The 15,094-nt window shown below is 55.4% G+C and carries 14 protein-coding genes; 4 read left to right on the plus strand and 10 right to left on the minus strand.

Going from position 1 to position 15,094, the window contains the following annotated elements:
• Positions 1-2: 2 nt before the first annotated feature.
• The 4 genes from A3844_RS09580 to A3844_RS09595 all read right to left on the minus strand — a co-directional run bounded on the left by A3844_RS09580 (position 3) and on the right by A3844_RS09595 (position 4,243).
• Positions 3-626 carry a cytochrome (ubi)quinol oxidase subunit III gene (locus A3844_RS09580; protein WP_074107289.1) on the minus strand — a complete coding sequence of 208 codons (624 nt, stop codon included), beginning with the start codon at positions 624-626 and terminating at the stop codon, positions 3-5.
• A gap of 6 nt (positions 627-632) precedes the next feature.
• Positions 633-2,471: a cytochrome c oxidase subunit I gene (gene ctaD / locus A3844_RS09585; RefSeq protein ID WP_074086890.1), complete on the minus strand. Its 1,839-nt coding sequence runs from the start codon at positions 2,469-2,471 to the stop codon at positions 633-635.
• A 128-nt stretch (positions 2,472-2,599) separates the two neighbouring features.
• Positions 2,600-3,649, minus strand: coding sequence for a cytochrome c oxidase subunit II (gene coxB, locus A3844_RS09590; RefSeq protein WP_074107290.1), 1,050 nt, complete (start codon positions 3,647-3,649; stop codon positions 2,600-2,602).
• A 405-nt stretch (positions 3,650-4,054) separates the two neighbouring features.
• A complete protein-coding gene (locus A3844_RS09595) occupies positions 4,055-4,243 on the minus strand; it encodes a hypothetical protein (protein WP_019913840.1) in 189 nt (62 codons plus the stop codon).
• Positions 4,244-4,899: 656 nt separating this feature from the next.
• Between A3844_RS09595 and A3844_RS09600 the strand changes: the two genes are divergently transcribed.
• Positions 4,900-5,238 (plus strand): DUF4870 domain-containing protein, encoded by a 339-nt coding sequence (locus tag A3844_RS09600; RefSeq protein WP_074107291.1) that lies wholly within the window; start codon positions 4,900-4,902, stop codon positions 5,236-5,238.
• A 130-nt stretch (positions 5,239-5,368) separates the two neighbouring features.
• The gene (locus A3844_RS09605) at positions 5,369-6,319 is read left to right on the plus strand and encodes a diacylglycerol/lipid kinase family protein (protein ID WP_074107292.1); all 951 of its coding nucleotides are present in this window, start codon (positions 5,369-5,371) and stop codon (positions 6,317-6,319) included.
• 257 nt (positions 6,320-6,576) lie between these two features.
• On the opposite strand, the gene A3844_RS09610 is transcribed toward A3844_RS09605, so the two are convergent.
• The 4 genes from A3844_RS09610 to A3844_RS09625 are packed head-to-tail and all read right to left on the minus strand — an operon-like array spanning position 6,577 to position 9,243.
• Entirely contained in the window at positions 6,577-7,170 is a 594-nt protein-coding gene (locus A3844_RS09610) for a xanthine phosphoribosyltransferase (RefSeq protein ID WP_074086755.1), read from the minus strand.
• A gap of 54 nt (positions 7,171-7,224) precedes the next feature.
• The gene (locus A3844_RS09615; protein ID WP_074086754.1) at positions 7,225-7,530 is read right to left on the minus strand and encodes a hypothetical protein; all 306 of its coding nucleotides are present in this window, start codon (positions 7,528-7,530) and stop codon (positions 7,225-7,227) included.
• A 42-nt stretch (positions 7,531-7,572) separates the two neighbouring features.
• Entirely contained in the window at positions 7,573-8,433 is an 861-nt protein-coding gene (locus A3844_RS09620) for a TrmB family transcriptional regulator (protein ID WP_074102755.1), read from the minus strand.
• A 33-nt stretch (positions 8,434-8,466) separates the two neighbouring features.
• Positions 8,467-9,243 (minus strand): zinc ribbon domain-containing protein, encoded by a 777-nt coding sequence (locus A3844_RS09625; protein WP_074102769.1) that lies wholly within the window; start codon positions 9,241-9,243, stop codon positions 8,467-8,469.
• A 214-nt stretch (positions 9,244-9,457) separates the two neighbouring features.
• On the opposite strand from A3844_RS09625, the gene A3844_RS09630 reads away from it, so the two are divergent.
• Together A3844_RS09630 and A3844_RS09635 are read left to right on the plus strand one after the other, a co-directional pair.
• Entirely contained in the window at positions 9,458-9,850 is a 393-nt protein-coding gene (locus A3844_RS09630) for a hypothetical protein (RefSeq protein WP_244169735.1), read from the plus strand.
• A 293-nt stretch (positions 9,851-10,143) separates the two neighbouring features.
• Positions 10,144-10,785 carry a GTP pyrophosphokinase gene (locus A3844_RS09635; RefSeq protein WP_244169740.1) on the plus strand — a complete coding sequence of 214 codons (642 nt, stop codon included), beginning with the start codon at positions 10,144-10,146 and terminating at the stop codon, positions 10,783-10,785.
• Positions 10,786-10,886: 101 nt separating this feature from the next.
• Here the strand turns inward: A3844_RS09635 and A3844_RS09640 are convergent, their stop codons facing one another.
• Together A3844_RS09640 and A3844_RS09645 are read right to left on the minus strand one after the other, a co-directional pair.
• Entirely contained in the window at positions 10,887-11,672 is a 786-nt protein-coding gene (locus A3844_RS09640) for a hypothetical protein (protein WP_074107293.1), read from the minus strand.
• 32 nt (positions 11,673-11,704) lie between these two features.
• Positions 11,705-14,794, minus strand: coding sequence for a DEAD/DEAH box helicase (locus tag A3844_RS09645; RefSeq protein WP_074086750.1), 3,090 nt, complete (start codon positions 14,792-14,794; stop codon positions 11,705-11,707).
• Positions 14,795-15,094: the final 300 nt, after the last annotated feature.

Below are 15,094 nucleotides of genomic sequence, written 5' to 3' on the forward strand. Positions count from 1 at the left end.
GGTTACCCCACCTTTCCGAGCAGGTATACGACGGTAAAGATAAAGACCCACACCACATCTATGAAATGCCAGTACATGGCGGACACATAAACTTTGGGTGCGGTTATGACTGTAAGCCCTTTGCGCGCCAGTTGTCCGATCAATACGGAAATCCAGAGAATGCCAAAAGCCACGTGGGCACCATGGAAACCAACCAGAGTATAAAATGCGGAGCTGAAGGCGCTTGTCGTCATGCCGAACTTTTCATGCCTTATATATTCGCTGAATTCGTAGATTTCCAGGCCTAGGAAGCCAAGTCCCAGAAAGACTGTAATCAGCAGCCAATTGCGCAGCAGCGCCGGCTTATTGCGGTGCATGGCCTGGATGGCAAACACACTGGTCAGACTGCTCACCAGCAGAAGGAAGGTTGCAGCCGCCACCAGCGGCAGGTGGAACAGTTCATTCGCCGACGGACCCTCATTAGTCTGATTGCGCAGAGCCAGGAATGTGGCAAACAATGTGCCGAACAGCACCGACTCTCCGCCTAGGAACAGCCAGAAGGCCAGCACCTTATTCCTTCCTTCCAGGGTTGCCTTTTCCGGTTCGTGCGGAAGAGTGCCTGCCGCCTCAGCATGTGCTGTTGTCATGTCCGCTCACCTTCCTTCCAGCTCTTCAGGCTCGATATGCCAGCCGTGATCATCATAGAGCGACCGTACCAGCATCGATCCAAAGGTGATCAGCAGCCCTATGGCCGTAACCAGATAGTTATTGAACATAAAGCTCATGAACGCATTCCCGAAGTCATCCCGGCTGAACATAAAGCCAAATCCGGCAATAAAGATGCCGACCGACATCAGGAACGGCAGGATCGTCGCCGATGGCATATGAATTGGACCGACCGGCTCAGCAGGCGTCATAGCGGTATGACCGGAGGTTTTTTCCTTCCAGAAGGCATCCAGGCCCCGCACCAGCGGCGTCTGTTTGAAATTGTATTCGGGCGGCGGCGAGGAAATCGTCCACTCCAGCGTGCGGCCGTCTCCCCAGGGATCGTCTGCCGCGTCTGCCGGTTTTCTGGAAGTGAGGAAGATATTCGTGAGGAAAATAAGCATTCCCACACCCATCAGCCCCGCGCCTATCGTACTGACCAGATTAAGCAGGTCAAACTGCTGATTCGGCAAATACGTGAATACCCGGCGCTGCATCCCCATAAGTCCCAGGAAATGCTGCACGAAGAAGGTGAGATGGAAGCCGATAATGAAGGTCCAGAAAGTCCATTTGCCTAAGCGTTCGCTTAGCATCCGGCCGAACATCTTCGGCCACCAATAGTGCAGTCCTGCGAACAGTCCGGATACCAGACCGCCGACAATGACGTAATGGAAATGTGCAACAACAAAGTACGTATCATGGAACTGGAAATCCGCAGGCGCAGAGGCCAGCATGACCCCGGTTACGCCGCCCATCGTGAAGGTGGGAATGAAACCGACTGCGAACAGATTAGGACTCGTAAAACGAACCTGCCCGCCCCACATCGTAAACAGCCAGTTGAAGATCTTGATCCCGGTCGGCACGGCAATCAGCATCGTCGATACCGAGAACAGCGCGTTCGCTACCGGACCAAGGCCTGTCGTGAACATGTGATGCGCCCAGACCATGAAGCCCAGAAAGGCGATCAGAATCGTGGCAAAAACCATGGAGCTGTAGCCGAACAGCCGCTTCCGGGCAAAAGTCGGGATAACCTCCGAAATGATGCCGAATGCAGGAAGAATCAGAATATACACTTCGGGATGACCGAAGATCCAGAAGATATGCTGCCAGAGCACCGGGTTGCCGCCTGACGAGGTTTCGAAGAAATTGGCTCCGAGAATCCGGTCGAACGTAAGCAGCACTAGCCCTACTGTAATAGCCGGGAAAGCAAACAGGATAATCGCGGACGTGATGAAGCTGGCCCAGACGAACATCGGCATCCGCATGAAGGACATCCCCGGCGCGCGCATCGTAATGATGGTAGCCAGAAAGTTAATGCCGCCGATCAGGGTCCCGAGACCGGCAATCTGCAGCCCGATGGTATAGAAATCAACCCCATGCGTTCCACTGTACTGGATAGTGGATAATGGGGTGTACGCGGTCCATCCCGCATCAGGCGCACCGCCCATGATCCAGCTGAGATTGAGCAGGATGCCGCCAAACAGGAAGGTCCAGAAGCCCAACGAATTCAGAAAAGGAAAGGCCACATCGCGGGCTCCGATCTGCAGCGGAATCACCGCGTTCATCAGCGCAAAAATCACTGGCATGACGCCCAGGAAAATCATGGTTGTACCATGCATCGTGATCAGTTCATTGAACGTCTGGGCATCCAGAAATGTATTCATCGGCTTGATGAGCTGGATACGGATCAGAATGGCCTCAAGCCCGCCGATGCCAAAAAACAAGCCTCCAGCCCACAGGTAAAGAATCGCTATCTTTTTATGATCGACGGTAGTAATCCAGTCCATCAGTCCGGTATGACGCTTTACGCTGTGGCCATGCCTCAAAGGTGGTGATGGATTCAGGGACTGCGCTGCTTGAGCCAAGGTTCGTACCCCCTTTTCAGATATGCTGCTTCCATTGCAGGTTGTAAGCTCTAGTCCAGCGTATAGCCGGCCAAATACTCCGCAATTCCGTCGATCTCTTCATCACTCAGTCCCATATCCTTCTTAGGGTCAGGCATCTTGTTGCCAGGCTTAACGCCCTTGGTATCATGCAGCCAGGTCTTAAGATTCTCCAGCACCGGAGCGCCATCCGCCCCTGTATCATCATTCAGCAAGATTCCGGCCACCGACTCCCGGGAGCCAATCCCGGTCAGGTTCGGGGCACTCGACATGTCAGGCATCTCCCCTACCGCATGGCAGGTCAGACACTGGGACTTGAACGTTTTGGCAAGCGCCGGGTCCTCCGGCAGCACCGCTGGAGCTTTCATGGAATTCACCCATTTTTCAAACGCCGCTTCGCTGACTGATTTCACCTTAAACTCCATGAAGCCATGGGAAGGACCGCACAGCTCTGCACATTTGCCCCGGTAAACGCCTTCATTTGGTGCACTGAAGCTGAAACGGTTTGTTGATCCTTCGGGGTTGGTGTCCATTTTGCCAGAGAGGGAGGGTACCCAGAAGGAATGTAATACATCCTTCGTGCTAAGCTCAAAAGCGATATCTTTCCCGGCGGGAATCACCAGATCCTGTGCTGTGGTTATTCCGTAATCGGTATACTCGAATTCCCACCAGTACTGGTGCCCTGTCACTTTAACCTTTATCGCATCTTTGTCGTTTGCATGATCATTCCCGGCGGCAAACACCGCTTTCACCGTAGGGACGGCCAGCACAACTACGAGAATCAATGGAATGACCGTCCAGAGCACTTCGAGCTTGAAGTTGCCCTCGACCTGCTCAGGCATTTCGCTCTGATCCGGTTTGCGGCGGAAACGGATCAGCACATAGGCTGCTATAGAGAAGACGATCAGCAGTACTGCGATCATGATGGTGATCGACAGCTTCATCAGATCGAACGAGCTTTCCGCCGCCGGTCCCTGCGGTCGAAGCACCGACAGGTCCTCCCGCCCACATCCGGCAAGAATGAGTCCAAGCGCTGCGGTCATGGGAAGAAGCCGCTTTCCAGCCTGCCACGTTTTCATCATTGATCTACCCCGCTTTTCCCGATTTCGTAGATTAGAGTATTATCCTGTCAATTATAACAATCACTATTAATATAAGTTTGAAGGGGTGTTTTGTCAATCGTTCACAACAAATTCACATGTTGCATTGTCCAGCAGGAAGTCTTGTCCCAATTGACTTTAATAGCGCTTTCAAAAGTACCTTCATATCTGCTATAATGAATAAAGCGCATACATAACTAATTATGTCTATTAATTCATTTGACTATTTTAAAAGATTTGTTATGCGCAATTTAAATGGGCATACAAAAAAAACCGTTTCCTGCGGCAGCAAGCGGCCCGGGCACGGTTTATGAGAATCCTCATGGATGTAATGACTCAGATTGATGTCTTTCAAGAAGCAGCATGCTTAGTACAACTGTCTGTTGTTCAAGAGACGGATGAGTTCATTCTCACCAGCTCATGCTCCACGACCATGGTCAGCTCTTCTTCATAGCCTCCCGTAATCCGATACTTACGGACGTACTCCTTCACAAATTTCTTGGGATCTTTGGGCCGGAAAATTCGTGTCATTTCCCGCAGACTTTCCTTGACTTCGTTATGACCTTTACTTGCCATGATCAGTTCCCTCCCAAAACATTGAAAATGAATGCTCCGATAGTAGAGAATGCATGATGAAAAGTTCGCCGTAACCTTGAATGCAAGTTCAGAAACCATACACATACGTGGCTTGCATTATCCGCCAATACCATCCTTCCAATAAAGGAATTCCGTCTCGCCGGTGAAGCAGGTTCGTCGTGATTTGGGCTGAGAATAAGGACATCCCGATAAATCGGACCCCTTAGACACTTTAGTTACCCGAAGAGCCACTTGCTGAATCACTCCTTTCGGGCCTTATCGTTATATTGTATCATATTCCAGTCCAAGTTCCACCTTTCCATGTAAAATGTGCGAAAGGATTTTTTTATGAATTTTACCTTCCGATGCAGGTTAGGGTTGTGAACACTCCGTGAACAGAAAGGACTCTCAGTGAGGGCTGCACAGGTGCTGATGTTGATATAATGCCCAGTCCTGGCAAAAATATCAGCCGTATGTATGCGCTTTGTTCACTGCCCATTACCAGAGTGCTTACTAATTACATCGGTTTTTAGGGGCAATCGGATTAACTTTGCGGCGTTGGCAGCCACATACTTTATACGAACCTCTCATAGGCTTGTAAGGAAGCAGGAATAGGCAATCTGCCTTCTTCCACCACACCCAAGGAGAGTGAGCCCTTGTCCCCTACCAAATCCTCCACCGGATTACCGGACCATATCGCTGCTGCCCTCTGTTACTTTTTCCCGTTCATTGGCGGGATTGTATTTCTCGCTCTTGAAAAACGCAGCCGCTTCGTGCTGTTCCATGCACTTCAGTCGCTGATCGCCTTCGGCGTGCTGATGATTATCCATGTGCTGTGCGGATTCATTCCGCTGCTGGGTCCATTCTTCGCCGCCCTCATCTCACTGTGCTCGTTCGCCGTGTGGCTGCTGATGATCTACCACGCACTGGGTGGAAGGTGGTATAGGCTGCCCTGGGTAGGGGATATCGCAGAAAATCAGCTCCGCAAGCTATAACGGCACCCCGGTTCCTTACCGGGGTGCCAGCGGGTCTTTGCTGATCCTTGCTAAAAAGATTCCCTTTTGCTCCGCTCCTCCGTACAATGGAATCAGGACATACAGGAATCTGCAGGCTGGAGGAACATTCATGTATTTATTGATCATAAATCCCCGCTCCGGGGGAGGGGCAGGTGAGCGGACCTGGCATGCCGTGGAAGCCATGCTTCAGGCTCGCGGAACCGCTTACGAAGCACTGTTCACGCAAAGCGCGGACAGCGCCGAGTCCCAGGTTCTGCATGCGCTCGCGCACCGCGAGGACTGGCGCGCCGCCATCGTGATCGGCGGCGACGGCACGATCCACAGCGTGCTGGGCGCGCTGCGGCGCAGAGGCGTGGCGCTGGCGGTAATCCCCGCCGGCTCCGGCAACGATACGGCCCGCGGCTTCGGCATCCCGCTGGCCACGGAGGCCGCGCTGGACGCCGCGCTGCAGGACCGCTGCCTGACAGCGGACGTGCTGTCAGGCGAGGACGGCCTGACGCTGACCGCCGTGGCCAGCGGCTTTGACGCCCAGGTGGCCGTCAATGTGAACAACAGCCGCTACAAGCGGCTATGCAACGCCATCAGGGCTGGACAACTGGCCTACCTCATCGGCATTCTGCATACGCTGATGACCTTCAAGCCCTGCCGTGTGAGCGTGACCTGCGACGGGAAAGAGGAGGCCTTCGAGACAGCTTGGCTTGTCTCGATCTGCAACCTGCCCAGCTACGGCGGCGGGCTCCTGATCTGCCCGCAGGCGAAGGCCGATGACGGCCTGCTCGACGTCTGCGTCGTGCACGGGGTCAGCCGCGGGCAACTGCTGCGGCTGTTCCCGACGGTCGTGAAGGGCAAGCATACCACGCTGCCCTTCGTGACCATGCTGCGCGGACGCAGCGTAGCCGTCCGCTTCGCTGAGCCGCGCCAGGCCATCGGCGACGGCGAGAGCCTGGGCACAGCGCCGCTGGCGGTGCGCTGTGAGCCGGGCGCGCTGCGCGTGCTCTCGCCGCTAGCCGCTGCGCTGAGCGCTGACGGAGTAGCCCGCTCCTGCACCGCGAGCGGCTAGGCGGGTACGTTGTACGGCGAGATCCCGGCCGAGCCTGCCAAGCGGCCTGCCAAGCGGCCTGCCAAGCGGCATGCACAGCGGATGCTTCGCAACAATCGCCGCTTCCCTCTCTTAACAAAGAAACGAACCCTTCTCCACTGCAAAGTGGCGATAGGGTTCGTTTTGATTTTATGGCTATGCATACAGTATTCCACGGGTCCGAAGCCCCCGCACAGGGACATCCTGATCTGCCGATGGACGGTTTATCCGCCGGAACCTCAGTCAGAGAGCTCCGCGTCCTCCTCCACAAAGGTGATGATGCCATCATCCAGCGAAGCAATGCGCACGAGCGATTCCACGCGGTAGCCGGCTTCCTTAAGCAGCCTGTTCCCGGGCTGAAACGCTTTTTCGATCACAATGCCGATTCCCGCCACCGTCCCGCCTGCCTGCTCAACGATCCGTGCCAGCCCGAAGGCTGCCTCGCCGTTGGCCAGGAAATCATCTACGATCAGTACCCGCTCGCCGGGAGCAATGAACTTTTTGGAAACCGTAATTTCATTGCTTTCTTTTTTCGTGAACGAATATACTTTTTCTACGAATATATCTTCCGTCAGGGTCAGGGACTTCTGCTTGCGGGCAAAAATCAGCGGAACCTCAAGCTCCAGCGCGGTCATGATGCCTGGCGCAATCCCGGAGGATTCGATGGTCAGCACCTTCGTCACTTCTTCCCCCGCGAAACGGCGGGTAAACTCACGCCCAACCTCACGCATCAGAAACGGGTCCATCTGGTGATTCAGAAAAGAATCCACCTTGAGCACGCCCTGTCCGAGAACAATTCCTTCACTTATAACCTTTTGTCTCAACAACTTCATCTGTGCCCCTCCTTCTCCCATCCCATGGACCCATGTTCCTTACTCGCACCTTACTTACAGCCCGTTGGGCTTCTGCGGCAGCAGGTTGCCGACGATCGACTTCAGATTATGATCCTCTTTGCCGTCTGTCTTTCCATTATCAAAGCTAGTGATGCGAATCTCCGAGTAGGTTTCCCCGGGATTTACAGGCTTAAAGATCAGCTTCTCACGGTCATCCAGCCGTACATCAAACTTCATATCCTTGAACATATCAACCAGCTCTTTCTCTCCAGGAATCTGTCCCTCGTCCAGAAACAGCAGACCGCGCAGCGGCTTCACGCCTTCGGTATGATTCACCTCAAAATGGACGATACACTCCATGCTTTTCACCTCCCTAAGCTAATATCGGCTCCGCAGCGCTCACTAATCGGGAGAATCTTCGGACCGCATCTCCCCTGCAACCTGCTCTCCGGTTCTCTCCGCTTCTTCCCCAGACGGGTCATGCAGCACATATTTACCGAAAATCCGGCTGTAGCGCTCACCGTAACGCCTGGTCAGTTCAGTTCCCATGTCTTCTTCCAGTTCAAAAAGCACCATTTCCTGTGTAAAGTGATTCAGCAAGAGCTCCACCAGCACTGGATGCTCCGTGACCACCGCCTGTGCGGTTCCATCCTCATAACGCATGCCCAGCATACACCAGTTCCTATCGATGACAAAAGAAAACTTGCGCCCCCCGCTTCTAGCCAGCTTACCGCCAAGTGGCGGCCAGGCCGGATAGGGTGCGGGAACGGAATTGCCGCCGTCAAAAGCCCACAGCAGCTTCACTCCGCGCAGTTCCGCCTGCTCCAGCTCGCTGCGCAGCAGCGAAGCCTCCTCGCGCCATACATCAACCACGATCTCCTGCCGGGCGAGATTCAGCTGGCGGATCAGCGCCCCCATTACGTTGCGGTCACCCTCGACATTATAAAAGGACGGGCTTACCGGCCCGCCGCGGGGCATTTCACTCTCCATATAAGCCAGCGATGCCTGTACCCGGCCGGAAATCATTGTCGCCAGCTCCTCCGGGTCCAGCACGCTGTAACGCGCCGGTTCCCCTTCACCGCATCTTACATATCCTTGCTGAGTCAGGCGCTGCAGCGCCGCATATACGTTGGATCTGGATACTCCGAGCTGTTTGGCGACCTCGTAGCCCGAAGCCTGGCCTTTGGTGGCCAGCTCGATCATGATTTTGGACTCCATCTCCGTGAAGCCCAAATTGCGCAGATGCAGCAGCAACTGTTCCATCTATGTGTCCCCCTAAGCTGTCTCTGACTCTGTCTATAGTTGCTCTGAACCGCAGCGCGGGCACCACATGGAGCCCTTGGGCAGATCAGCCCGGCAGATCTGGCATTTCACGATGTCGCGCACACCGCTGCCCTCACTGACAGCCGCTTCCTCCGGTTCACTGGCCTTCCAGTCCCGGATCCGCCGGTCCAGCTCAAGCTGCCGCTCGCGTTCACGCTCCAGTTCATCGGCCTCGCGGCGGCTGCGCTCCTCATGCTGGGCATTTCCGGCATAATTCTCCAAAGGCAGTTCTTCCTCTTCAGGAAGCACCTCGGTGTACACGGCACGATTCTCATGTCTCATCGCGAGTTCTTTTTCGGCTTCGGTTAATTCGTCCTCGCCGTAGTATTCATCCTCTTCCTCTTCGTGTTCATGAACGGTATGTACGCTCACTGCCGCCGCTTCTTTTCTAGGGGAGATGCCCTCCAACTTGCGTCCGCAGTGCGGGCAGAAATTAGCATCCAGAGCGACCACATGCCCGCAGGCGCAGAGACGTTCATTCTTCAGCTCGGCAATACGTGCACGCAGCTCGTCAATCTGCTCCTGAAACTTGAAGCAGCCCCGTGAGAGTTCCACCATTTTGCCTTCCGCCACCGACATATCCCTTAAACGGAAGCCATCGTAGAAAAGCTTTCCCATTTTCATAAATTCCATTTCCATCTCACGCTCAATATCCGATATTTGACCATTCAGTTTGCCAATTTCCACCGAGCTTTGCGCTTTTTCGCTCACCCGGCTGGCACCGTCCTTGATCCGTTGCAAAAAATTCATTGTAAGTTCCTCCTTCTCCAGAGTGAGAACCGGGCTGATCGCAGCCTCGTATAGTGTAGTTAACCCTTTACGCTCCTTGCAGAAGCGGAATTGTGCTTCTATCATACCAAATGTCCCGGCCAGATTCATTATTTGTCATTCTGTGTATAATACTACGTGAAAACGGCTTCTCCGTCCTACTAAGGACAGTACCCGTTTTAGCGAGAAACATCGAATGATGGAGGGATTACACTTGCATGGCGATGACAAGAAACGCTATTTCGTGTCCGTAAGTCATGGCCTCATTCAGGATGTGCGTAATGACTCGGGTGAGTATGAGGTCCTGCTAACCGCTGAAGAGCTGACAGGGCTTCAGGATATCCTCAAGGATTTGGCCAGGGAGGACGAGTATGCCTTCCGGCGTGCGTTTGTGCCCTACAAGTCCGCAGACCACGATGAGGCCATTAACCAGTTCGACGATCAGACCCTCCGGGTATTTCAGTATGTCCACCGCCATGGCACCCCGGAGACCCGTCAGACAATCGAACAGCTGAATGTTCTGCCGAAGCTTGCCAACACCGGCTACGAGGACACAGGCTATGATGGGGGATCGCCTACCAACAAATAACTACGCGCCTGCCCGAAACTTTATGTGTGCTAATACGCGGCGGACGTCAAAATGTTTCTGCAAAACTGGCCGCGAGCTGCTTTTCTTCCATTTCAGGACCCGGACTCCCCGGCATTCATCCAGAGGAACCGGGTCTTATTTTTTTGCTTCCAGGGCTCTACATGGGTTAAAATATAATTATGAACCAGTCACAAATCATGAATACCGGGAGAGTCTCAGTGGAAGAAAACGATAGTACACAGGTTACGCTGAATCAGTTGCAGGTACATGTCAAGGATTTGCAGAAGTGGCAAATGAGCGAAGACTTCGCCAAGCAGATGGAAAGCTTCAAAGCGCTGCCGGCGCTCTACCGCCATGCACTGAATGAGCTTGAGAATAAGATTGATATCATCAAGACGGAATGGCAGGTGCGCGACGGTTTCAGTCCGATTGAGCATGTCAAGTGCCGGATCAAGGAGCCCAAGAGCATTCTGCAGAAGATGGAACGCAAAGGGCACGAATTCACACTGGACAATATGGAGCAGCACATTCATGATATCGCAGGCATGCGGATCGTCTGCGCCTTTGTAAAGGATATCTACCGTCTGGTCGACCATTTGTGTGCACGCGAAGACATGCGGGTGCTGGAGATCAAGGATTATATTGCCCACCCCAAACCCAATGGCTATCAAAGTCTGCATCTCATTGTAGCCATGCCGCTGGTGCTGCTGGAGGGAACCCGCTGGGTGAAGGCCGAAATTCAGCTGCGCACGCTTGCGATGGATTTCTGGGCCAGCATGGAGCATATTCTATATTATAAATTCGACAAGCAGCTCCCTCCCCATGTCGCCGAGGAATTGAAGGAAGCGGCACGCGCCGCCGATGAACTGGACCAGAAAATGCTCCGCCTCCGCCGGGAGATTCTGGAGCTGGCGGAAGGTCCCTCCACGAAATAAGACCCCTGAACAAAATTAGGACTTATATCATCTAAAAAGGCAGCATATGAACAGCGGGTAACCTGTTCATATGCTGCCTTTCGTATAATTCCGCTTCATGGTCACATCTTACTTAGCCCGGCAGCCCGGCGGGCAGCCGCCTCGGCTACTTCCCGCATGATCAGCGCCAGCCCTTCGGTCGCTCCGGGGGTCTGTGGAAGAAGGGACTTCCAATCCTCTGTTGGCACGGCTACCACTGGAGACACCGGAAACGGCCGGGCTGCGATCTCGTGAAACAGCGGCCCCGGCTGGTGAAGCGAGCCTTCGGCGGCAGCCTCTGCCATCCATTCTCCTGAGGCGACCGCAGGACCCTTGCGCTCCAGCCGGGCAAGCTCCGCAGCTAGTGCACCTGAAGCGTCCGGCACAGCTTCTCCTTCTTCTTCGGTGCCGGCTTCGGCCCACAGGCCAAATACGCCTGCCAGCAGCTCTTCCTTTCCCAGGCCGCGCAACGACAGAGCCAGCAGCGGCTCCTCCGTCAGCCGCTGCGTCAGCAGGGTCTGCAGCCGGGCCTTGTCTGCGGCGCCGAGCTCTTGCCCGAAGACCGCAGAGGCAAGCTCCTCCTCTGCAGGCAGCAGGCCAAGCCCGGCAAGCCTTACGCTCAACTCTCCCTGCAGAAGTCCATACAGCTCTCCCGGATGCGCAGCGAGCTCGCGCAGAACCGTTCTTTTCCGTTCAGCCGTCCATGGCGGAACTTCCAAAGAAAGAACCGCTGCGGCTTCCGGCTCCTGTACGGCTGATGCTGCTTTTCGCACACCCTGCAGTTCCGGCGTTGACCCGGACCCCTGAAGACTTCTTGCTTTTACCCTACCGGGCTGGATGTCCAGCCGAAGCTCAAGCCCTCCGCTCATTGCTGATTCCTCCTTTATTTCGTCCGTATCCGCTACATCCAGTCCTGCCCTTGCAGCTCAATGAGCTCTTTAAGTTCATGATTCGACATCTCGGTCAGCCAGTTTTCGCCGGAGCCGACGACCTGCTCTGAGAGATTCTTTTTACGTTCAATCAGCTCATCAATTCTCTCTTCAAGGGTTCCCTGGCAGATCAGCTTATGCACCTGCACATTTTTGTGCTGCCCGATCCGAAAAGCCCGGTCGGTCGCCTGATTCTCGACTGCCGGATTCCACCAGCGGTCATAATGCAGCACGTGGTTGGCCCGGGTCAGATTCAGCCCGACACCACCGGCTTTGAGCGAGAGAACGAAGAAGGCAGGGCCTTCCCCCTCTTGAAAAGCATGCACCATCTCATCGCGTTCCCGCTTAGGGACCCCGCCATGCAGAAAGAGCGGTGCTTTGCCATACCGTCTGGCCAGTCTGCTGACCAGCAGCTCGCCCATCGCCACATATTGGGTAAAGATGAGTGCCGATTCTCCAAGCTCGGCGATACTGTCCAGCACTTCGAACATGACGTCCATTTTGCCCGAAGCCTCACTGCGTTGCCCCCGCCCCTCATCCTTGCGGAACAGCTGCGGATGATCACAAATCTGCTTCAGCTTGGTCAGAGAGGACAGCACCAGACCCCGGCGGGCCATACCCGAGCGCTCTCCGATTACGCCCAGCATTTCATTGACTACTCCCTGATACAACGCTGCCTGAGTTTCTGTGAGCGCGCAGTACTGCTTCAGCTCCAGCTTCTCCGGCAGATCCTTGGAGATATCCGGATCACTCTTCAGACGCCGCAGCAGGAAAGGCGACACGAGGCGGTGCAGCTCGCGCAGCCGCTCTCCTCCTTCTCCGGAAACATAACGCTGGCGGAACGAATGGTACGTTCCCAGGTATCCCGGATTCAGGAAGTGAAAGATAGACCATAGCTCGCCCAGTCTGTTCTCTACGGGAGTACCCGTCATAGCAATACGGTGCGGCGCCGACAGCTTCATCACGCTCTGTGCCTGCTTGGTACGATGATTCTTAATGTATTGCGCCTCGTCCAGGACCACCGTTGACCACCTTACACCTGCCAGATCCTCACTGTCCCGTCCGGCGAGATGATACGTGGTCAAGACGATTTCGTGACTGGCCGCAAGCTGGGCGAAGCCTTCGCCGCGAATCCGGCGCCCCCCATGATGAATGTGCACCCGTAGCGAAGGCGCGAAACGCTGCAGTTCCCGCTGCCAATTCCCCAGCAGGGAAGTCGGACACAGAATAAGCACAGGCTCGTGTTTTTGTTCCGGCTCCGCAGTGAGTGCGCGATCCAGCAAACAGGTAATCACCTGGACCGTCTTTCCCAGTCCCATGTCATCCGCCAGACAAACCCCGAAGCCTAACCCGCTCAGCGAGGCCAGCCACTGAAACCCGCGTTCCTGGTATGGTCTGAGCGTTCCGTGTAAATCGGGAGGGACCGGACGCAGCGGGAGATGCCGCAGCATGTCGCCCTGCATAAGCGAAGCCAGCAGACCGGTGGTTTCCATTCCGGTCACCGACATCCCCTTCCACAGCCGTTCCTCGCCTGCTTCGGCTTCCAGACGCATCCAGTCTGCTGCCGACATTTCTCCGCTTTCATTACGCTTCATGTATCTGAGCACCTGGCGGAGCTCCTTCGGATCAATCTCGATCCATTCCCCGCGGAACCGTACAAAAGGTACGCCAGCCTCCACCAATGCGTTCAGTTCGTCCTCAGTGACATCCGAATCCCCCAGTGAAGCTTCTATGCGGAAGGAAATCAGCTGTTCCATGCCCAGTGCAGCCTGGGCGGGGCCGTCGATTCCGCCAGCCGGCGGCTGCATCTTCATCTTCATTCCGATCCGCCGCCGGCCCTCACGGCTCCAGCGGGACGGCATTTGCACAGTAATGCCCCGCTCACGCAGCGGCTGTACACTTTCCTTCAGGAACAAATAGAGCTGTTCCGGCGTTAGCTTCACACTGTCCGGAGCAGGTACGGTCAGCGCCCGCTGAATGTCCGGTGACAGCTTGCCTGCCCGGCCCAGTGCGGACAGCAGCTGCTGCTGAATATTGCGGTACCGCTTGCCCCAGAGCATGAATTCGCGTTCACGGCTGCTCCAGATTGCCGCGGCTGGTAGCCAGAATTCCCCCTCTTCCCGGCTCTCCACCCAGAAGGACAACCGCCAATCCTCGTTCTCGTCCGCGGGCGGCTCCAGACGCAGCCCCAGGCTGAGCTGTCCGCTGCGTGCTTCTTCTGTCTCCGCATGCGGCACTTCGTTGCCGGCGGTTCCGTTCACTGCAGCCAGAAGCTCCGTCACTTCGGCTTGTGTTCCCTGTACCGGGATATCGCGGCTACCCGTGAGCAGGCTGTTCCACCACAGCTCTGTCAGAGGGGAGTAGCCGCGCCGGTAGTTCGCCTTGTACGGTGCAAGCTTCACTTCGTTCTGTGCAACAACCCGCTTGATCTCCGCAGTCATTACCGACTGCAGGAAGGAATAGAGCACATATGCACCGGCATCTTCACGGGAAGACAGGTCGCCTTCCTCTGCCACATGCGTTCCGAGCGCCAGCACCGGCATAGATGCCGCCATTTGCAGGAACAGCTCCCTGTCTGCCTCCTGCCGGAAGGCAGGAGACCAGGCAGCCGACGCCGCCTGTTCTCCTCCGCGGCGGCGGGAGCCTAACGGCCGGGGCGGCAGCGCCCCCGGCACAATACCGCCTGTGCCCATCAGCTCCAGCGCAAAGCGGGCGGCGGCAGCCCAATAGCGCAGCTCCCCGCCCGGCTCCAGGCCTTGGCTGCGGCATAGCTGCTCGTCCCAGCCGAGCAGCAGCTCGAAGGCATCCTTCGGCGCGAGGGCCAACCCCTCAAGCGTCCGCCCCGGCAAGCCGCGCCGCGTGGTTCTCCCTTCCGCAGAGGCGGCAACCGGATATTTCACCTCCGTGAGCCTCAGTGCAGCACCCGCAAAAGGACGCCAGCCGCTCCGAAGCTCCAGCCGTTTGACCACACGCGTCCATGCGTCTACCTTGGGCTCCGAGGTTTCGCCAGAGAAGCAGAAAAATACGTCCCCTAACCATATTGCATACAGATGCTTAATCATTGATGATCTCCATTCTTTTTGAGCAAACAGAAAGAGCCAGTCTGCCCCCCATCAGGAAGACTGAATCCTTCTCCGCAAGAAATATAGTTACAGGTAACCGGAGAGTCTGAATGAACGGCCCCCGGATTGCCAAATGTTTTTTTCTTCATCCCTTCATCTTATACGAAAAAGGAGATATTTAAAAACCTTTCTGCACTTTTTTCTGCAGATTTATCTGCTTTTTGCGGATTTACCCACTCATTATGGTAGCCAATCCCTCTTCATCCGCCCAATCCATGCCAAAAAACCGCTAAATAGCGG

It is taken from the genome of Paenibacillus helianthi (assembly GCF_001909055.1).
Lineage (GTDB): Bacteria > Bacillota > Bacilli > Paenibacillales > Paenibacillaceae > Paenibacillus_AQ > Paenibacillus_AQ helianthi.